At 70.5% G+C, this 19,911-nt stretch carries 15 protein-coding genes and 3 pseudogenes; 15 read left to right on the forward strand and 3 right to left on the reverse strand.

Annotated elements, in window-relative coordinates; translation table 11 throughout:
- Window positions 1-136 precede the first annotated feature (136 nt).
- Entirely contained in the window at window positions 137-1,324 is a 1,188-nt protein-coding gene (locus tag BTZ20_RS11840; RefSeq protein WP_077041487.1) for a phosphotransferase family protein, read from the forward strand.
- A gap of 83 nt (window positions 1,325-1,407) precedes the next feature.
- Window positions 1,408-2,256 carry an alpha/beta fold hydrolase gene (locus BTZ20_RS11845; RefSeq protein WP_077041488.1) on the forward strand — a complete coding sequence of 283 codons (849 nt, stop codon included), beginning with the start codon at window positions 1,408-1,410 and terminating at the stop codon, window positions 2,254-2,256.
- An 82-nt stretch (window positions 2,257-2,338) separates the two neighbouring features.
- Here BTZ20_RS11845 and BTZ20_RS11850 read toward each other — a convergent pair whose 3' ends face one another.
- Together BTZ20_RS11850 and BTZ20_RS11855 are read right to left on the reverse strand one after the other, a co-directional pair.
- Window positions 2,339-4,027, reverse strand: coding sequence for an alkaline phosphatase D family protein (locus BTZ20_RS11850; RefSeq protein WP_077043651.1), 1,689 nt, complete (start codon window positions 4,025-4,027; stop codon window positions 2,339-2,341).
- Between the two features lie 143 nt (window positions 4,028-4,170).
- Window positions 4,171-5,955, reverse strand: coding sequence for an alkaline phosphatase D family protein (locus tag BTZ20_RS11855; protein WP_083742636.1), 1,785 nt, complete (start codon window positions 5,953-5,955; stop codon window positions 4,171-4,173).
- Window positions 5,956-6,028: 73 nt separating this feature from the next.
- On the opposite strand from BTZ20_RS11855, the gene BTZ20_RS11860 reads away from it, so the two are divergent.
- The 10 genes and pseudogenes from BTZ20_RS11860 (at window position 6,029) to aroQ (ending at window position 16,757) form a co-directional block, all read left to right on the forward strand.
- The gene (locus BTZ20_RS11860) at window positions 6,029-7,429 is read left to right on the forward strand and encodes a replication-associated recombination protein A (protein WP_077041489.1); all 1,401 of its coding nucleotides are present in this window, start codon (window positions 6,029-6,031) and stop codon (window positions 7,427-7,429) included.
- A gap of 87 nt (window positions 7,430-7,516) precedes the next feature.
- Entirely contained in the window at window positions 7,517-10,186 is a 2,670-nt protein-coding gene (gene alaS / locus BTZ20_RS11865) for an alanine--tRNA ligase (RefSeq protein WP_077041490.1), read from the forward strand.
- Window positions 10,183-10,692, forward strand: coding sequence for a Holliday junction resolvase RuvX (gene ruvX, locus BTZ20_RS11870; protein ID WP_077041491.1), 510 nt, complete (start codon window positions 10,183-10,185; stop codon window positions 10,690-10,692). Before alaS ends, ruvX begins: the two co-directional genes overlap by 4 nt.
- Before the next feature lie 23 nt (window positions 10,693-10,715).
- A pseudogene (locus BTZ20_RS11875) lies at window positions 10,716-11,923 on the forward strand (endolytic transglycosylase MltG); the annotation flags it as partial.
- Window positions 11,913-12,736, forward strand: a pseudogene (locus tag BTZ20_RS11880) (shikimate dehydrogenase). The pseudogenes BTZ20_RS11875 and BTZ20_RS11880, both read left to right, overlap by 11 nt.
- A 243-nt stretch (window positions 12,737-12,979) precedes the next feature.
- Window positions 12,980-13,413, forward strand: a pseudogene (locus BTZ20_RS29025) (prepilin peptidase).
- A gap of 46 nt (window positions 13,414-13,459) precedes the next feature.
- Window positions 13,460-14,659: a chorismate synthase gene (gene aroC / locus BTZ20_RS11890; RefSeq protein ID WP_189636640.1), complete on the forward strand. Its 1,200-nt coding sequence runs from the start codon at window positions 13,460-13,462 to the stop codon at window positions 14,657-14,659.
- Window positions 14,656-15,159 carry a shikimate kinase gene (locus tag BTZ20_RS11895; RefSeq protein WP_077041493.1) on the forward strand — a complete coding sequence of 168 codons (504 nt, stop codon included), beginning with the start codon at window positions 14,656-14,658 and terminating at the stop codon, window positions 15,157-15,159. The genes aroC and BTZ20_RS11895 overlap by 4 nt, the downstream gene beginning before the upstream one ends.
- Before the next feature lie 63 nt (window positions 15,160-15,222).
- Window positions 15,223-16,335 (forward strand): 3-dehydroquinate synthase, encoded by a 1,113-nt coding sequence (aroB, locus tag BTZ20_RS11900; RefSeq protein WP_077041494.1) that lies wholly within the window; start codon window positions 15,223-15,225, stop codon window positions 16,333-16,335.
- Window positions 16,332-16,757 carry a type II 3-dehydroquinate dehydratase gene (aroQ, locus tag BTZ20_RS11905; RefSeq protein WP_077041495.1) on the forward strand — a complete coding sequence of 142 codons (426 nt, stop codon included), beginning with the start codon at window positions 16,332-16,334 and terminating at the stop codon, window positions 16,755-16,757. Before aroB ends, aroQ begins: the two co-directional genes overlap by 4 nt.
- Before the next feature lie 67 nt (window positions 16,758-16,824).
- Here the strand turns inward: aroQ and BTZ20_RS11910 are convergent, their stop codons facing one another.
- Window positions 16,825-17,526, reverse strand: coding sequence for a B-4DMT family transporter (locus tag BTZ20_RS11910; RefSeq protein ID WP_189636641.1), 702 nt, complete (start codon window positions 17,524-17,526; stop codon window positions 16,825-16,827).
- Window positions 17,527-17,626: 100 nt separating this feature from the next.
- Here BTZ20_RS11910 and BTZ20_RS11915 point away from each other — a divergent pair, with 100 nt between their 5' ends.
- The 3 genes from BTZ20_RS11915 to nusB are packed head-to-tail and all read left to right on the forward strand — an operon-like array spanning window position 17,627 to window position 19,824.
- Complete coding sequence (locus tag BTZ20_RS11915) at window positions 17,627-18,739, forward strand: M24 family metallopeptidase (protein WP_077041497.1); 1,113 nt, start codon at window positions 17,627-17,629, stop codon at window positions 18,737-18,739.
- A 16-nt stretch (window positions 18,740-18,755) separates the two neighbouring features.
- The gene (gene efp, locus BTZ20_RS11920; RefSeq protein ID WP_077041498.1) at window positions 18,756-19,319 is read left to right on the forward strand and encodes an elongation factor P; all 564 of its coding nucleotides are present in this window, start codon (window positions 18,756-18,758) and stop codon (window positions 19,317-19,319) included.
- 1 nt (window position 19,320) lies between these two features.
- Window positions 19,321-19,824 (forward strand): transcription antitermination factor NusB, encoded by a 504-nt coding sequence (gene nusB / locus BTZ20_RS11925; protein ID WP_077041499.1) that lies wholly within the window; start codon window positions 19,321-19,323, stop codon window positions 19,822-19,824.
- Window positions 19,825-19,911: the final 87 nt, after the last annotated feature.

A 19,911-nucleotide genomic window follows, 5' to 3' on the forward strand; every position in this document is an offset into this window, starting at 1 on the left:
TCGGCTCGCCGCTCCATCAATTTTTCGTACGGATCGGTCTGTTTCTGCAGGTCCGCATGGCGGGTCCATCGGTAACCGACCGGACGGGCGACCGAGGGGGCCCGCTTCGGGGCCCGGGCGGGTAGGTTGGACGGCGATGACCGCACTATTGGCCGACCCCGTTTCAGAGGTAGTCGCAGCAGCCGAGCAGCTGCTGGAGCGACGTACCGGAGCTCCGGTCACCCTCGTTGACCCCATCGATCTTGGCGGCAGCGGCCGCACGGTCGTGCTGCGGGTCCGGTGTGCCGAGAATCCCTTCTCGCTGCCGCGCACGTTGGTGATCAAGCAGGTCCGTGAGCTGTCCCCGGAGGCCGAGGCCCGGCGCATCGCCGCCTACGCGGCGCTGCCCGCCGACGAGCCGCGCGTGATGGACACCGCCTTCCTCCGCGAGGCCGTGTCGTACCAGTTCGCGACCGCGCTGGCAACCGACAGCAGGCCGGGCCCGGAACTGATCGCCTACGACCTCGACGCTCGACTGCTGGTGCTGACCGACCTCGGTGACGCCACCCCGATCGCCGAACTGCTCCAGCAGGCCGACGAGGCGGCGGTCACCAACTCGTTGATGGCACTCGCCCAGGCGATCGGCCGGATGCACGCCGCGACCGTGGGGCGTGAGGAGGACTTCACCGCGCTGCTGCGCCGCGCCGACGTCCCGCACTTCGGCAACAGCATCTCCGAGCAGGTGGTCGCCTCCGCCCCGAAGGTGCCCGCATTGCTGCGCCGCGAGCTCGGCATCGAGGTCGGCCAGGACATCGTCGATCGCGTCGCGAAGGCCGCGCGTCTCTTCGACGGCGGCCGCTACCGCGCCTTCAGTCCGTCTGACCTCTGCCCGGACAACATCATCGTCAACGATGCCGGGGTGCGCTTCCTTGACTACGAGTGGGGCGGGTTCCGCGATGCGACGCTCGACATCGCCTACGCTCTCGTGTCGTTTCCCGGCTGCCTGTGCGGGGTCGAGCTGTCGCCGGAACGCTCGGCGGCTATGGCCGAGGCCTGGCGCGCCGAGGTGGTCGGGATGTGGCCGCAGCTGGCCGACGACGAGGTGCTCTGCGCCAGGATGCTCGAGGCACAGCTGATCTGGGTCTGGCTCTCGACCTACTGGTACCTGCCCGACGACCACGAGCGGATCGCCGCCGCCAGGGAGCACCACCTGTCGCTGCCGCGTTCGAAGGCGCTGATCGCGCGGTGGAACACGCTCGCGTCCTGCGCCGACCATGCCGGGGCTCACGACGTGGCCGCGCATGCCCGCGAGGTCGCGGAGCGGCTCGCGACCTACTGGGCGTAGGGCCGCATTCGCGGACGGTCGCTTCGACCACACGCTCCATGCGTGAGCGATGAGTTCGGCCGGCGGATCGGGTCTGCACTGGCATGACTCGAACAATCGCTGACATCAACGAGATCGTCTTGGGCATCGAGTCGTTCGGTGACGACGACGCGCCACTCGTCCTGCTCGCGGGCGGGACGACGATGCTCTCCTGGCCCGACGCGCTGTGCGAGCGCCTCGCCGCCGGCGGACGCCGGGTGGTGCGCTACGACCTGCGCGACAGCGGGGAATCGACGGCGACGGATCCGGAGGCGCCCGACTACACCCTGCGCGATCTCGCCGCCGACGCGGCGGCCCTTGCTCACGCGCTCGGCGGGGGGCCTGCACACCTCGCCGGGATAGGCGTCGGCGGGATGGTCGCCCAGGTGGCCGTGCTCGACCATCCGGGTGCGTTCTCGGCGCTCACCCTGGTCGGTACCCGCGCGGTGGCCCCTGGCCCGCCCGACGATGAACTCCCCGGCCATGACGAGGCGACGATGAGCCGGCTGTTCGCGCGTCCGATGCCCGAGTGGACCGACCGCGAGGCGGTGGCGGAGTTCGCCGCCGCCGGCGCGGAGATCCGCGGCGACGACCCCGTCGCCGCGCGCGCCATCGCCGCGCGCATCTGGGACCGCACACCCGGCACCGCACCCACGGTCCACATGGCGAACCAGATGGGCGCGGTGTTCTCCAGGCTCGACTGCACCCCCCGCTGGCGCGAGCGCCTGCCCGAGATCGAGGTCCCCACACTCGTCGTCCACGGCCGCCGCGACCGGTTCTTCCCCGTCGGCAACGGCGAGGCGATCGCCGGGGCGATCCCGGGGGCACGGCTGCTCGTCCTGGAGGAGGCCGCCACCGCGATCCCCGATGCGGCGGTCGGCGAGGTCGCCGAGGCGATGCTCACGCTCGGATAGAGGACGGCGGGTGCCCGCCCGGATCGAGAGAGACTCCACGCACAGTGGACGTCGGAGGCTCGATCCGGGCGCGCGCCAGCGATTACGCGCCCGGTCGGTAGGACGCGGGGTCGAGCGGTGCGCCGACCGGGAGCGTGCGCTGGGCGCCGTCCGCGACCCGGTAGCTCGCGGCATGGCGGACCGCCGCGTTGGGGTCGGCCGGGTCGCTGATGTAGAACCAGTCCATCTGCGAACCGGCGGTTGCGATCTCGAACACGCCGTAGCCGTGGGAGTCGAGTTCGACGTACCGCACGTGCCGGTTGACGGCCTTGAACCCCTCCTCCGCCGCGACGGAGACGGACCGGGCAGGCACCCCCAACGTCTCGTCGATGTTCGGGGAGGTCACCGACGGCACCACGAACTCGGTGCCGACCGTGGCGCCGCCCGGGTAGTTCGCGGCGTCGGCCGGCAGGTCGCAGGCCCAGGACGTGTGGATGTCGCCGGTCAGGAAGACCGTGTTGTCGACTCCCGCCGCGGTGATCGCGTCGAACAACCGGCGGCGGTCGGCGGAGTAGCCGTCCCACTGGTCGGTGTTGTACGGAATCCCGGCATCGGGGACTCCGATCATGTCGGTGAGCGCCGCGGTGGTCTTGGTGTCGAGCGGCGGGAACACGCAGGGCGCGATCATCACCGGGTTGCCGACGATCTTCCATCGGGCAGGCGAGGACACGATGCCCTTGGTCAGCCAGTCCATCTGGGCGCCGCCCGCGATGGTCCTGTCGGGCGAATCCACCTTGCGCCAGCCGGCCCCCGACGCGGCGGGCTCGTCGCGGTAGGTGCGCAGGTCGAGCATGGAGATCTCGGCGAGGTTGCCGAACTGGAAGCGCCGGTACAGCGTGATCTCGGTGGAGGATCCGGTGACCCGCACCGGCATCCACTCGAAGTAGGCGCGGGTGGAACTGGCCTTGCGCGTTGCCCAGTCGCCCTCGGTGGCGGGGGTGTGGTTCTCCGCGCCGCCGTCGAAGGAGTTGTCCGCGGATTCGTGGTCGTCCCAGGTCGCGATGAACGGCAGCTTCGCGTGCAGGGCCATCAGGTCCGGGTCGGTCTTGTACTGGGCGTGCCGGATCCGGTAATCGGCAAGGGAGACGATCTCGTGCGCCGGGTCGTGCGGACGTACCGATCCGTTGCGGCCCCCGTACTCGCCTCTGCCGTACTCGTAGATGTAATCGCCGAGATGCAGGATCGCGTCAAGATCCTCACGCTGCGCGAGGTGGCGGTACACGGAGAAGTAGCCGGCCTCCCAGTTGGAGCAGGACACCACGCCGAACCGCAGCCGCGCCAGATCCGCGTCGTTTGCCGGTGCGGTCCTGGTGCGCCCGACGGGGGAGACCTGGCCGGCGACCGCGCCGCCGCGGGCGGTGAAGCGGTAGTGGTAGGAGGTGGCGGGCTTCAGGCCGGTGACGTCGACCTTGGCGGTGTGGTCGGCGTCGGCGTTCGCGGTGACGGTGCCGCTGCGTACGACCGAGGTGAAACCGGGATCGGTCGCGACCTGCCATTCCAGCGAGATCGACGGTCCCGCACCGGATCCGGGCTGCGCGTCGGGTGACGGGGTGACGCGGGTCCAGATGATGACCCGGTCGGGGAGCGGGTCTCCTGAGGCGACGCCGTGGGCGAAGCCGACGGCGGGCGCGCCGGGTGCGGCGGCGGCAGTGCCCGCGGCCACGACGGTGATGCCCACACCCGCGAGCGCGGCCGAGCCCTTCAGCAGGGTGCGCCTGCTCACGCTCGGCATGGTGGTGTGGTCGGGAAGGCAGTTGTCAGACACCCGAGCATCACAGCCGAACATGGACGTGTGTTCAAACTGCAACGGGGCCGATCGCCCAATGTTCATCTGACGTTCGTCCTCGTGTCGTTCGGATGCGGTCGGTCTGGAGCTCATGCGCCAGGACGGTGGGCGGCGGGGTCGAGCGGTGTGCCGACCGGGACCGTGCGCTGGGTGCCGGCCGCGACGCGGAAGCTCGCGCCGTGGCGCACGGTCGCGTTGGGGTCGATCGGATCGCTGATGTAGTACCAGTCCATTTGCGAACCGGCGGTGGCGATCTCGAACACGCCGTATCCGTGCGAGTCGAAGTCGAGATACCGGATGTGCCGGTTGACCGCCTTGTACGCCTCCTCCACCGCGAGGCTGGCGGTGCGGGGCGGCACCCCCAGTGAGTCGTCCATGTTCGGGGACGTCACCGACGGCACCACGAGTTCGGTGCCGATCGTGGGGCCCGCCGGGTAGTTCGCGGCGTCGAGAGGGAGGTCGCAGGCCCAGGAGGTGTGGACGTCGCCGGTCAGGAAGACCGTATTGGCGACGCTCGCCGCGGCGAGCGCGTCGTACAGTCGGCGGCGGTCGGCGGCGTAGCCGTCCCACGAGTCTGTGCCGTAGGGAATGCCCTCCTTGGGGAGTCCGAGTATCTCCGTGAGCGCCGCGGTGGTCTTGGTGTCCAGCGGCGGGACCAGGGTCGGTGCGATCATCACCGGATTGCCGACCACCTTCCACTGCGTCGGCGAGGACACGATGCCGTTGGTGAGCCAGTCCATCTGGGCGCGGCCGGTGATGGTCCGGTCGGGGGAGTCCACCTTGAGCCCTGCGGTGGCGGTGGTCTGCTCGTCGCGGTAGGTGCGCAGGTCGAGCATGGAGATCTCGGCGAGGTTGCCGAACCGGAACCGCCGGTACAGCGTGACCTCGGTGCCGGACCCGGTGGCCCGCACCGGCATCCACTCGAAGTAGGCGCGGGTGGAATTGGCCTTGCGGGTGGCCCAGTCGCCTTCGGTGGCGGGGTTGTGGTTCTCGGCGCCGCCGTTGAAGGAGTTGTCCGCGGACTCGTGGTCGTCCCAGGTCGCGATGAACGGCACCCGCGCGTGCAGCGCCATCAGGTCCGGGTCGGTCTTGTGCTGGGCGTGCCGGATCCGGTAGTCGGCGAGGGAGACGATCTCGTGCGCCGGGTCCGTGGGCCGGACCGCACCGTTGCGTCCGCCGTACTCGCCTCGGCCGTACTCGTAGATGTAGTCACCGAGGTGCAGGACCGCGTCCAGGTCGTCGCGCTGGGCGAGGTGGCGGTAGGCGGAGAAGTAACCGGCCTCCCAGTTGGAGCAGGACACCACGCCGAAGCGCAGTCGCGCCAGGTCGGCATCGTTGGCGGGCGCGGTGAGCGTGCGCCCGACGGGCGAGACCTGGCCGCCGACCGCACCGCCGCGGGCTGTGAAGCGGAAGTGGTAGGCGGTCGCGGGCTCGAGGCCGGTCACGTCGACCTTCGCGGTGTGGTCGGAGCCGGCGTCCGCGGTCACCGTGCCGCTGCGCACGACGGTGGCGAAGCCGGGATCGGTCGCGACCTGCCAGTCCAGCGGGACCGCCTCTCCCATGCCGGAGCCGGGCAGCGCGTCGGGTGACGGGGTGACGCGGGTCCAGATGATGACCCGGTCGGGGAGCGGGTCGCCGGAGGCGACGCCGTGCGCGAAACCGACCGTGCTCGCGCCGGGCGCCGCGCCTGCGGAGCCCGCGGCCACAATGGTGATGCCAACGCCCGCGAGCGCGGCCGAGCTCTTCAGGAGGGTCCGCCTGCTCAGGCTCGGCAGGGTGGTGCGATCGGGAAGCCAGTTATCAGACACCCGAAGATCACAACCGAACTTGGACGTGCGTTCAACACGTGGCGGGCCTGACGGCCGGATGTTCATCTGGCGTTTACTGCCTTGTCGTCCCGGCGCGGTCGGGGGCACCCGCGTCGGTGCCCTTTAGTAGCGTCGACACGTGAGCGATTGGCTGGGATCAACCGACGGTGGCGCGGACGCGGGGCTGTTCGCCGCCCCAGGGGAACCCGCGGATCATGCGGGGCCGGTGACCGCGGGCCTGCCGCCGGTGCGCCCGGACGCGCCGCTCGCGGTCCGCATGCGGCCGGTGAGCCTCGACGAGGTGGTGGGGCAGGGACATCTGCTGGGACCCGGCGCCCCACTGCGCAGGCTCGTGGACGGCTCGGGCGCGGCGTCGGTGATGCTCTACGGCCCACCCGGCACCGGCAAGACCACCCTCGCCTCCCTGATCTCGCGGGCGACCGGCCGTCGGTTCGAGGCGTTGTCCGCGCTGTCGGCGGGCGTCAAGGACGTCCGCGCGGTGATCGACCTGGCCCGCAGGCGGCTCACCGCGGGCGAGCAGACCGTGCTCTTCATCGACGAGGTGCACCGATTCTCCAAGACCCAGCAGGACGCGCTGCTGGCCGCGGTGGAGAACCGGATCGTGCTGTTGGTCGCGGCCACCACGGAGAACCCCTCGTTCTCGGTCGTGTCGCCGCTGCTGTCCCGGTCTCTGGTCCTGCAGTTGCACTCGCTCACCGAGGCCGACATCCGCTCGCTGCTCGACCGGGCCGTCGCGGATCCGCGCGGGCTGGGCGGTTCGGTCAGCCTGACGGACGAGGCGCGCGACCATCTCGTGCGGCTGGCGTCGGGCGATGCCAGGCGTGCCCTGACCGCGCTGGAGGCGGCCGCGGGCGCCGCGCTCGATTCGCCTGCCGAGGACGGGTCCGCCGTGGTCGACCTCGAGACCGTCGAGGCGAGTGTCGACAAGGCGGCCGTGCGCTACGACAGGGACGGCGACCAGCACTACGACGTGATCAGCGCGTTCATCAAGTCGATCCGCGGCTCGGACGTGGACGCCGCGCTGCACTACCTGGCCCGGATGATCACCGCGGGCGAGGATCCGCGCTTCATTGCACGCCGGCTGGTGGTGCACGCGAGCGAGGACATCGGCATGGCCGATCCGACCGCGTTGCAGACCGCGACCGCGGCCGCGCAGGCCGTCCAGCTCATCGGCATGCCGGAGGCCCGGCTCGCATTGGCGCAGGCCACGATCCACCTGGCGACCGCGCCGAAGTCGGGAGCGGTGATCGCCGCCCTCGGCGCGGCCATGGCCGATGTGTCCGCGGGGAAGTCGGGGCTGGTGCCGCCGCACCTGCGGGACGGGCACTACGCCGGCGCCGAGAAGCTGGGCAACGCGGTCGGATACCGCTACCCGCACAACGCCACCGACGGCGTGTTGCCGCAGCAGTACCCGCCGGACGAGTTGGTCGGCGTCGACTACTACGAGCCGACCGGGCACGGTGCCGAGCGTGAGATCGCGGCGCGGGTGGGTAAGTTGCGGCGGATCGTGCGGGGTTGACGCGGCCCCGAGCGCTGCGCACCCCGCCATCCTCGGCACGTTAAGCTGGATATTCATCCGAGATGCCCATGAAGTAAGGACCGGTTAGTGCAGACCCACGAGATCCGCAGGCGATTCCTCGACCACTTCGTCAAGGCGGGTCACGCCGAGGTGGCCAGTGCCTCGCTGATTCTCGACGACCCGAACCTGCTGTTCGTGAACGCGGGCATGGTCCAGTTCGTGCCGTACTTCCTCGGTCAGCAGACCCCGCCGTACGCGACGGCGACCAGCGTCCAGAAGTGCGTTCGCACCCTCGACATCGAGAACGTCGGCATCACGACCCGCCACAACACGTTCTTCCAGATGGCAGGCAACTTCTCGTTCGGCGATTACTTCAAGCGCGAGGCGATCAAGCACGCGTGGGCGCTGCTGACGAACAGTGTCGAGGACGGCGGCTACGGCTTCGACCCCGAGCGGCTGTGGGTGACGGTGTACCTCGACGACGACGAGGCCCGCGACATCTGGAAGGAAGAGGCCGGAATTCCGGACGAGCGCATCCAGCGCCGCGGGATGGCCGACAACTACTGGTCGATGGGCATCCCCGGCCCCTGCGGCCCGTGCTCCGAGATCTACTACGACCGCGGAGCCGAGTACGGCCTCGAGGGCGGCCCTGAGGCCGACGAGGACCGGTACCTCGAGATCTGGAACCTCGTGTTCATGCAGAACGAGCGCGGCCTCGGCGGCCCGGGCAAGGACAACTACGAGATCCTCGGCCCGCTGCCGAAGCAGAACATCGACACCGGCATGGGCGTCGAGCGCGTCGCCTTCCTGCTGCAGGGCGTGGACAACGTCTACGAGACCGACCTGGTGCGTCCGGTGATCGCCAAGGCCGAGGAGCTCACCGGCCGAACGTACGGGAAGAACCACGAGGACGACGTCCGGTTCCGCGTCATCGCCGACCACGCTCGGACCGCCGCCATGCTGATCGGCGACGGCGTCAACCCCGGCAACGACGGCCGCGGCTACGTGCTGCGCCGGCTGCTGCGCCGAATCGTCCGCTCCGCCAAGCTGCTCGGCGCCGAGAAGCCGAGCATGCGCGAGTTCATCACCGTCGTGCGCGACACCATGGCGCCGTCCTACCCGGTGCTCGAGACCGACTTCAAGCGCATCGAGACCGTCGCGGTCGGCGAGGAGACCGCCTTCCTCAAGACGCTGGTGTCTGGTTCCAAGCTGTTCGAGACGGCGGCCGACGACGTCAAGGCCGCGGGCAAGAAGGTGATCGCGGGCAGCGAGGCCTTCGCCCTGCACGACACCTACGGGTTCCCGATCGACCTGACCCTGGAGATGGCGTCCGAGGCAGGCCTGACCGTCGACGAGGACGGTTTCCGCGCCCTGATGGCCGAGCAGCGGCAGCGGGCGAAGGACGACGCGCGGGCGCGCAAGCAGTCGCACGCCGACCTCACCGTCTACAAGGAGTTCGTCGACCGCGGCGAGACCGAGTTCACCGGCTTCGCCGAGCTGACCTCGGAGGCCACCGTGCTGGCGCTGATCTCCGACGGCGTCCGCATCCCCACCGCGACCGTTGGCCAGGACGTCGAGGTCATCCTCGACCGCAGCCCGCTCTACGCGGAGGCAGGCGGCCAGATCGCCGACATCGGCGTGATCACCGGACCCGGGCTGCGGGTGCGGGTGCGCGACGTGCAGAAGATCGCGAAGAAGCTGTGGGTGCACAAGGTCACCGTCGAGGAGGGTCAGATCACCGAGGGTGACGCCATCCTCGCGCAGGTCGACGCCAACTGGCGGGCGGGCGCGACCCAGGGGCACTCCGGTACCCACATGGTGCACGCCGCGCTGCGACAGGTGCTTGGCCCCAACGCCGTTCAGGCCGGATCGCTGAACAAGCCCGGCTACCTGCGGTTCGACTTCTCCTGGCAGGGCCAGCTGTCGGAGGCCCAGCGCAACGACATCGAGGCCGTCGCCAACGAGGCCGTGACCGCCAACCACCCGGTCAACACCTTCGTCACCGACCTGGCCAAGGCCAAGTCGATGGGCGCGATGGCGCTGTTCGGCGAGAACTACGGCGACGAGGTCCGGGTTGTCGAGATCGGCGGACCGTTCTCGATGGAGCTGTGCGGTGGCACCCACGTCGCGCACTCCTCGCAGATCGGGCCGGTCACGCTGCTCGGCGAGTCCTCCGTCGGCTCCGGCATCCGGCGCGTGGAGGCCTTCGTCGGCCTCGACTCGTACCGGTACCTGGCCAAGGAGCGCGCGCTGCTCGCCGGTGTCGCGACCGCGCTGAAGGTGCCCTCCGAGGAGGTGCCCGGGCGCGTGGAGCAGCTGGTGGAGCGGCTCAAGGTGGCCGAGAAGGAACTCGAGCAGACCAAGGCGGCCGCGGTGCTGGCCGGCGCAGGCGCGTTCGTGGAGCGGGCCGAGCGGATCGGAGGGCTGTTGCTGGTCGCCGAGCAGGCCCCCGACGGCGTCGCGGGCAACGACCTGCGCACGCTCGCGACCGATGTCCGCGGCCGGTTCGGGACCGAGCCCGCTGTGGTGGTCCTGATCGGTTCCGCCGATGGCAAGGTGCCGTTCGTGGTGAGCGCCAACAAGGCCGCGCAGGACCTCGGCGTCAAGGCAGGCGACCTGGTGGCCGCGTTCGGTCCGAGCATCGGTGGCCGTGGCGGCGGCAAGCCGGAGATGGCCCAGGGTTCGGGCAGCGACGCGTCGGGCATCCCCGCCGCGCTCTCGGCAGTGCGCGCCCGCGTCGCCGAGATCGCCGGGTGAGCGAGGCCGATCAGCCCGGCGACCAGGGGCGGGGTCGCCGGATCGGGGTCGATGTCGGCAGTGTCCGGATCGGTGTCGCCGCCAGCGATCCGGATGGGATCCTGGCCACGCCGGTGGAGACCGTGGCGAGGGCCAAGTCCCGCGCCGACAGGTCTGACATCGAGCGACTCGCCGCGATTGTCGCGGAATACGAGGCCGTCGAGGTTATCGTCGGATTGCCGCGAACCCTGAGAGGGGAGAGCGGAACCGCGGCCGGACTCGCCTCGAAGTTCGCCGCGCAGCTCCGGGATCGGTTGGCGCCCATCCCGGTTCGCATGACCGATGAACGCTTCACGACGGTGACCGCGTCCAGGGCCCTGCGTGAGAGCGGGGTCAAGGCGAAGGGACAGCGGTCGGTGATCGACCAGGCCGCGGCCGTGGCGATCTTGCAAGGATGGTTGGACCAGCGCAGCAGGGAACTGCACTCGGAGCAGTCCCTGCCCTCACAGATGGAGGACGGCGAGTGACCGATACCCGGTCGAGAGGGCCCGAGTTGCAGCCGACTCGCGCGGAAGTGCGTCGCGCACGGGAGCGTGCCGCGGGACGCAAGGGCAGGGGCAAGATCGTGGTCGCGATCGCCGGAGTCGGCGCCCTCGCGCTGATCGTGGGTGTCGGCTACGTCGGCGGCAAGAAGCTTCTCGGCGGCGTCGACGTCCCGAGGACTACGAGGCAGGTCAGTCGGGGCCCGATGTCGTCGTGCAGGTGCACCCCGGTGACACCGCCGACCAGATCGCCACCGAGATGGCCGAGAAGGACGTCGTCGCGAGCGCGTCCGCGTTCTTCAACGCGGCCGTCCAGAACGATTCCATGACGTCGGTGCAGCCGGGCTTCTACAACCTCAAGTCCCAGGTCCCGGCCGCGCAGGCCGTAACGGGCCTTGTCGATCCGAACTCCCGCGTCGGAGCGCTGGTGATCTCCGAGGGTCGTCAGCTGCACGACACAAGGGACGTGAACACCGGCGCGACCAAGCGCGGCATCTACACCCTCATCTCCGAGGCGAGCTGCCTGCCGACCCCCTCGGGTCAGCAGAAGTGCGTGAGCGTCGAGGAGCTGAAGGAGGCGGGCGCCAACCCGAACCTCGCCGCGCTCGGGGTGCCCGACTGGGCGGCCGCTCGGGTCAAGTCGGTCCCGGACCGTACCCGGCAGCTCGAGGGCCTGATCGCCGCGGGCAAGTGGGACTTCGACCCGAGGGAATCGGCGGCGGAGATCCTCACCACCCTCGTCAGCGGCAGCGCCGCCAAGTACGAGGCCACCGGCATCGACCGCGCGGGGAACGCGGTCGGCCTGAGCCCCTACGACCTGCTCGTCGCGGCGTCGCTGGTGGAACGGGAGTCGCTGCCGGACGACTTCGGCAAGGTCGCGCGGGTGATCGTCAACCGGCTCGCCGCGCCGCAGCGCCTCGAGCTGGACTCGACGGTCAACTACGCGCTCGACACCACCGAACTCGCGACCACCGACGGCGACCGCGCGAAGGTCACCCCGTGGAACACCTACGCGATGGACGGACTGCCCGCGACCCCGATCTCGTCGCCGAGCATCGGCGCGGTGGAGGCCGTGGAGAAGGCGCCCGCGGGCGACTGGCTGTACTTCGTCACGATCGACGACAAGGGCACCACGCTGTTCACCAAGAGCTACACCGAGCACCTCGAGAACAGCAAGAAGGCGCTGGCGAGCGGGATCCTCGACAGTGGACGCTGACCTGCCACGCAAGGCGGCGGTCCTCGGCAAACCGATCGGACACTCCAAGTCGCCGCTGCTGCACCTGGCGGCGTACCGCGCCCTCGGCCTGACCGGCTGGTCCTACGACCGGATCGAGTGCACCGGCGAGCAGCTGCCCGGGCTCGTCGACGGGCTGGGCCCGGAATGGGTCGGGCTCTCGGTCACCATGCCCGGCAAGGTCGCCGCGCTCGAGTACGCGACCGAGCGCACCGAGCGCGCTGTGCAGGTCGGTTCGGCCAACACCCTTGTCCGGGTGCCGGGCGGCTGGCGGGCGGACTGCACCGACGTGGACGGCGTGACCGGGGCGCTCGCCGAGGTCGGGGTCACCGATCTGGGCGGCGCGAGCGCGGTCGTGATCGGCGCGGGCGGGACCTCACGGCCTGCGCTGCGGGCGCTGGCGGACCTCGGCGTCGACGCGGTGACCGTCGTCGCCCGCTCGGCCGACCGGGCGGCGGCCTCGCTGGCCTGCGCGTCGGAGATGGGCCTGCGGGCCCGCCATCTCGGCTTCGATGCCGACGCGCTGGCCGCGGCGTGTGCGGACGCGGCGACGGTGGTCAGCACCGTGCCCCCGGACGCGATCGCGCCGTTCGCGAGCGCGGTCGCGAAGGCACCTGTGGTGTTCGACGCCATCTACGATCCCTGGCCTACTCCGCTCGCCGCCGCGGTTCAGGCCGCGGGCGGGACGGTGGTCGACGGTCTGCGGATGCTGCTCAACCAGGCGTTCGGGCAGGTCGAGCAGTTCACCGGCCGTCCGGCCCGCGCGCGGAGATGGCGGCCGCGGTCGCGCGCTGACGCGCCATTCTCCACAGCTCCTGATCCATCCCCAGCACAGCTGGGATCGGCACTTTCGGGGCCCCTCCAGGTACCTTCCGGTGGCAGCGTCGGGGCATGGGAATCGGATTGCTCGGCCTGGCGGGACTGCTCACCGGCGTCGCGACGCGGCGGTTCCTGCGTCGCTTCACCGCGGCGATGCCGCGCTGGTGGGTCGCGGTCCTCATCGTCGGCTTCGTCGCGGCCGGACTCGCCTGCCCGCCGCTGACGGCCGCCGCGGCCTGCGCGTTGCTCTGGTGGTGTGTCTGCCTGTCCGTGGTCGACCTGGGGGAGCGCAGGCTGCCGAACGAGCTCACCCTGCCGGGCGCCTGCGCGGTGTTCCTGGTCTCGGTGCTGGTGGGCCGGGGATGGCGGCCCTGGTGGGGGCGGCGATGCTGGCCGGTCTCTACCTCGTCGTACACCTGGCCTCCCCGGCGGCGATGGGCGGCGGTGACGTGAAGCTGGCACTCGGGCTCGGCGCCGCGGCGGGTGCGGCGGGCGCCCAGGCGTGGCTGACGGCGGCCGTCGGTGCGGTGGCGCTGACGGCCGTGGTCGGCGGGTGCGCCCTTGCCCTCGGGCGCGGTGACCGCACCCTCGCGCACGGGCCGTCGATGTGCCTGTCGACGCTGCTGGCGTTGAGCCTGGCAGGGGGCGGCTAGCCGGGGACCGGGCCGGTGTGCGTTGACGCCTGCGTTTCGTGAAAAGATGGGCGGCGTGCTGCGCTGGATAACTGCCGGAGAATCCCATGGTCCCGCCCTCGTCGCCCTCCTGGATGGGATGGTCGCCGGGGTCGAGGTGACCTCCGATGACATTGCTTCCCAACTCGCCCGCCGTCGCCTCGGCTACGGCCGCGGTGCCCGCATGAGCTTCGAGAAGGACGTCGTGACGATGGTCGGCGGCGTCCGGCACGGCCGCACGATGGGCGGCCCCGTCGCCATCGAGGTCGCGAACAGCGAGTGGCCCAAGTGGGAGACGGTCATGTCCTCCGACCCGGTGGACGAGGCGCTGCTCAAGGACCTCGCGCGCAACGCGCCGCTGACCCGCCCGCGCCCGGGCCACGCCGACTACTCCGGCATGCTCAAGTACGGATTCGACGACGCCCGTCCCGTCCTGGAGCGCGCCAGTGCCCGCGAGACCGCGGCCCGCGTCGCGGCAGGAACCGTGGCCCGCGCCTTCCTGCGTCAGGTCTTCGGCGTCGAGGTGATCTCCCATGTGATCTCCATCGGCACCGCCTCGGGCCCCGTCGACTCCCCGGTCCCCGGTCCCGACGACCTCGCGCAGATCGACGCCAGCCCGGTGCGTGCCTTCGGCGCCGAGGCGGAGGCCGCGATGATCGCGGAGATCGACGCGGCCAAGCGGGACGGCGACACCCTCGGCGGTGTCGTCGAGGTGATCGTGCACGGCCTGCCCGTCGGGCTGGGGTCGTTCATCAGCGGTGAGAACCGGCTCGATTCCCGACTCGCCGCCGCGCTGATGGGCATTCAGGCCATCAAGGGCGTCGAGGTCGGCGACGGCTTCGAGACCTCCCGCCGCCGGGGCAGCGCCGCGCACGACGAGATGCGGCCCGGACCGGACGGCGTGCTGCGGTCGACCAACCGCGCAGGCGGCCTCGAGGGCGGCATGACCAACGGCGAGGCGCTGCGGGTCCGGGCGGCGATGAAGCCGATCTCCACCGTGCCGCGCGCGCTCGCGACTGTCGACATGTCCACCGGCGAGGAGGCCGTCGCCATCCATCAGCGCAGCGATGTGTGCGCGGTCCCCGCCGCGGGCGTCGTCGCGGAGTCGATGGTGGCCCTGGTGGTCGCGCAGGCCGCGCTCGAGAAGTTCGGCGGTGACTCGGTCGACGAGACGATGCGCAACATCGGCGGATACCTCGCCTCGGTCCGGGAACGCCTGTCGAGGTGACTCCACGGGCAGTCCTGATCGGACCGCCGGGCGCCGGTAAGTCCACCATCGGGAAACGATTGGCGCGGGCGCTGGACGTCGAGATCTTCGACACCGACGCCGCCATCGAGCGCGAGGCGGGCAAGACCATCCCGGAGATCTTCGCGCAGGACGGGGAACCGGCGTTTCGCGCGTTGGAGGAGGACATGGTCCGGCGCGCGCTGATCGAACAGACGGGCATCGTCTCGCTCGGCGGCGGCGCGATCCTGTCCGATGCCACCCGCGCCCGGCTGGTCGGCCACACGGTCGTCTACCTGGAGATCAGCGTGGCCGAGGGCCTCAAGCGGACCGGAACGAACACCTCCCGGCCCCTCCTCAACGGTGGCGATCCACGCCAGAAGTACCGGGACCTGATGCGGCGGCGGCGACCGCTGTACCGGAAGGTGGCCACCATCCGGGTCCGCACCGACGGGCGCAGTCCGGCCCGCGTGGTGCAGCAGCTCGTCTCCAAACTGGGGTAGAGCGGTGGCAGCACCCAGGCAGAAGCGATAAAGCAGCAGCGCACAGAAGCGGAGAAGCAGACAGTGACCGAACCCGTACGCGTCGAGGTCAAGACCGACAGTCCCTACCCGGTGATCATCGGCCGCGGACTGCTCGGTGAACTGGTGGACGAACTGATCGGCACGAGGACCGTCGCGATCTTCCACCAGCCGCCCCTCGCGCAGACCGCGGAGGCGGTGCGCGCCGCGTTGGCGGCGAAGGGCATCGACGCCCATCGCGTCGAGATCCCGGACGCGGAGGACGGCAAGGACCTGGCGGTCGCGGGCTTCTGCTGGGAGGTGCTCGGCCGCATCGGGCTGACCCGCAGCGACGCCGTGGTGAGCCTCGGCGGCGGCGCGGCCACCGACCTGGCCGGGTTCGTCGCGGCCACCTGGATGCGCGGTGTGCGGATCGTGCACGTGCCCACCACCCTGCTCGCGATGGTGGACGCGGCCGTCGGCGGCAAGACCGGCATCAACACCGATGCGGGCAAGAACCTCGTCGGCTCGTTCCACGAGCCGTCCGCGGTGCTGATCGACCTGGCGACCCTGGAGACGGTGCCGCGCAACGAGATCGTCGCAGGCATGGCCGAGGTGATCAAGACCGGGTTCATCGCGGACCCGACGATCCTGGACCTCATCGAGCGGGACCCCGAGGCGGCCCTCGATCCGACCGGCGAGGTGCTGCCCGAGCTGATCCGCCGGTCCGTGGAGGTGAAGGCGAAGGTCGTCGCCGCAGACCTCAAGGAGTCGGACCTGCGCGAGATCCTCAACTACGGACACACCCTCGGCCACGCGATCGAGCGCCGCGAGAAGTACCGCTGGCGCCACGGCGCGGCGGTGTCCGTCGGCCTGGTGTTCGCCGCCGAGCTGGGCCGGCTCGCGGGCAGGCTCGACGACGCGACCGCGGAGCGGCACCGGACCATCCTCGAGAGCGTCGGCCTGCCCACCACCTACGACGCGTCCGCCTTCGCGGACCTGGTCAAGGGCATGCAGACGGACAAGAAGAACCGGGCGGGCATGCTGCGGTTCGTCGTCCTGGACGGGCTGGCGAAGCCGGGACGGCTCGAGGGCCCGGACCCGACGCTGCTCGCGGCCGCCTACTCCGCGGTGGCCCGCGAGGACCAGCCGGGCACCGGCGGCACGGTGCTGCTGTGAGGGTGCAGGTCGTCAACGGACCGAACCTCGGACGGCTCGGCAAGCGGCAGCCCGAGGTGTACGGCGCGACCACGTATGCCGATCTCGTCGCGCTCTGCGAGGCGACCGCAGTCGAGCTGGGCATCGAGGTGACGGTCCGCCAGTCCGACAGCGAGGCCGAACTGCTCGGCTGGATCCACGACGCCGCCGACGCGGGCGAGCCGGTTGTGCTCAACGCAGGCGCGCTCACCCACACCTCGGTCGCGCTGCGGGACGCCTGCGCCGAGCTGGAGGCGGGACTGGTCGAGGTGCACATCTCGAACGTGCACGCCCGCGAGGACTTCCGGCATCACTCCTACCTGAGCGCGATCGCGACCGGCGTCATCGTCGGGTGCGGCGTCGCGGGATACCCGCTCGCGCTGAGGTTCCTCGCCGAGAGATAGCGCTGCGCGCCCGTGCGCGAGTCTCACCCCGATCGGGGTGAGACTCGCGCACGGGCGCGCAGCTGCGTTACTTGCCGTTCTCGGGCTTGATGGCCTCGAAGACCTCGGTGGGGGCGTCGTCGACGTAGTGGCGACCGCCGCCCGAGGTCTGGTCGTCTGCCTGCTGCTGGGTGGCCGGGTCGTTCTCGTAGTAGCCCTGATCGGACTCGTAGTAGCCCTGGCCGGTGCCGTGCTCGGAGGCCCACTCGGAGGCCTCGTAGTTCTCCTCCGCGGTCTCGACCACGTCGTAGTCCTGTTCGCTCGCGTACGCGCCCGCGGCGCCCGCTGCAGTGGCCCCGGACTTGCGGGCCTCGCGCCGCACCAGGAAGCGTCCGACCGTCACCGCGAGCATCGCGGGTAGGAAGACGAGCAGGATGGTGAAGGCGGCACCTGAGGTGAGCTCGAAGAACAGCGTGTTGTCGCCGAGTGCGATTCCGGTGACGGCGCCGATCAGCCAGGACACCGCGCCCGCCAGCACGCCTGCGACCGCGGCGGCCTTGAGCCACATCATGGTCAGGTCGGCGCCCGACTCCTCGTCGACCGCGGTGCGCGCGTCCCTGATGCCGTCGAGACCGCCCCACAGCAGGGCGACGAGCACCACGAACGCCAGCGAGATCCACCGTAGTGACGATCCGTGCAGGGGCCACTGCGTGACCGCGAGTCCGAGCACCACCCTCGTCACGACATGCACCGACGCCATACCCAGACCACGAAGAAGCCACGAGTTCATGCCGACAGCGTAACGACCGCTCAATGGGACCTGTGGCCTAACCCACACCTCGCGCGGCGAGGGCCCTCGCGAGGGCCCGACGCTGCCGTAGGTTGGGCTCATGTCGACCGTCGATCACGGGTCCCGCCGGGCCGCGCTGCGCACACTGCTCACCGACTGGGGCGTCGAGGCGCTCCTGGTGACCGATCTGCTCAACATCAGGTACCTCACGGGGTTCACCGGGTCGAACGCGGCGCTGCTCGTCGACGCCCGCGACGAACCGGGTGCCGAGTCGCGAACCCTGATCTGCACCGATGGCAGGTACCTGATCCAGGTCGGCGAGCAGGTGCCGGACCTGCAGGCGGTGATCGACCGGTCAAGCGCAGGCCACCTGATCGGTCGCTGCGCCGACACCGATGCCGGCCCGGTGCGGCTCGGATTCGAGAGCCATGTGGTGACCGTCGACGAGCTCGCCGCCTGGCAGGAGCTGGCACCGTCGCTGGAGATGATCCGGGCGCCGCGGCTGGTGGAGCGGCTCCGGATGGTCAAGGACGAACACGAGGTGGGGCTGCTGCGCCGAGCGTGTGCGGCGGCCGACCTCGCCCTCGCCGTCCTGATCGAGCGCGGGGGACTGCGACCGGGCCGGACCGAGCGGGAAGTCGGACGGGAACTGGAGTTCCTGATGCTCGAGCACGGTGCGGACGGCATCTCGTTCGAGACGATCGTGGCGGCGGGGGCGAACTCGGCGATCCCGCACCACCGTCCGACCGACGCAACGCTGGCCGCAGGGGACTTCGTCAAGCTCGACTTCGGGGCGACGGTCGAGGGGTACCACTCGGACATGACCAGGACGTTCGTGCTCGGCGCGGCGGCGGACTGGCAGCGCGAGGTGTACGAGCTCGTTGCGACCGCGCAGGCCGCAGGCCGGGCGGCCCTTGCACCGGGCACGGAGGTCGCCGCGGTGGACGCCGCGGCCCGGTCGGTGATCGAGGCCGCGGGGTACGGGGAGCTGTTCCTGCACGGTCTCGGGCACGGCGTCGGGCTGGAGATCCACGAAGCACCGGGAATCGGCAAGCTCGGCACCGGTACACTGCTAGCCGGTGCTGCGGTGACGGTCGAGCCCGGTGTGTACTTCTCCGGTCGCGGAGGCGTCAGGATCGAGGACACGCTCGTTGTTCGCGAGCAGGAGCCCGAGCTCCTCACCCTCACCACAAAAGATCTCGTAATCGTCTGAAGGAGACGCGAAGTAAGTGGCTGACACCAGTGATTTCAAGAACGGGCTCGTGCTGAAGATCGAGGGCCAGCTCTGGCAGATCATCGAGTTCCAGCACGTGAAGCCGGGCAAGGGCCCCGCGTTCGTGCGGACCAAGCTCAAGAACGTGCTCTCCGGCAAGAACGTGGACAAGACCTTCAACGCCGGCGTCAAGGTGGAGACCGCGACGGTCGACCGTCGCGACATGACGTACCTCTACCACGACGGTAGCGACTATGTGTTCATGGACGGCGACACCTACGACCAGATCTCGATCAGCGAGGCCACCGTCGGCGACGGCGCGCGCTTCCTGCTCGAGAACATGCAGGTCCAGGTCGCGACCCACGAGGATGCGCCGCTGTTCGTCGAGCTGCCGGTCACGGTCGAGCTCGTCGTCAAGCACACCGATCCTGGCCTGCAGGGCGACCGCTCGACCGGTGGCACCAAGCCCGCCATCCTGGAGACGGACGCCGAGGTGCAGGTCCCGCTGTTCGTCAACACCGGCGACAAGCTCAAGATCGACTCTCGGGACGGCAACTACCTGGGCCGCGTGACTTCGTAGCGTGTCCGGTAGTCAGAAGAAGCTCGGGGCCAGGCACAAGGCCCGTAAGCGCGCAGTCGACTTCCTCTTCGAGGCGGAGGCGCGCGACCTCGACCCGGTCGATCTCGCCACGGAGCGGGCCGAGCTCGCCGGGACAGACGACGCTGTCGCCCCGGTGAGCCCGTACACCGTCACCCTGGTGACCGGGGTCGCGGAGAACCTCGACCGGCTGGACCGGGTCATCACCGACCACCTGCAGGACTGGACGCTCGAGCGTCTGCCCGCGGTGGACCGGGCGATCCTGCGAATCGCCGTGTGGGAGCTCTTCCATGCCACCGACGTGCCGCCCGTGGTGGCGGTCGACGAGGCCGTGGAGTTGGCCAAGGAGCTGTCCACCGACGACTCGCCGGGATTCATCAACGGGGTTCTCGGCCAGGTGGTGCTCGTCGCGCCGCAGGTGCGGGCCGCCGCGGCCGCCACCTCGCAGCGCACGGAGGCGGCGCCCGAACCGGGCACCGACGCCTGACCCGGCGCAGAACGACACGCGAACGCCGCGGACCGATCACGGTCCGCGGCGTTCGTCGTTCCCACCGGGGAGCGGTCGAAAAGGGGG

The organism is Rhodococcus sp. MTM3W5.2 (assembly GCF_001984015.1).
GTDB classification, from domain to species: domain Bacteria; phylum Actinomycetota; class Actinomycetes; order Mycobacteriales; family Mycobacteriaceae; genus Rhodococcus_G; species Rhodococcus_G oryzae.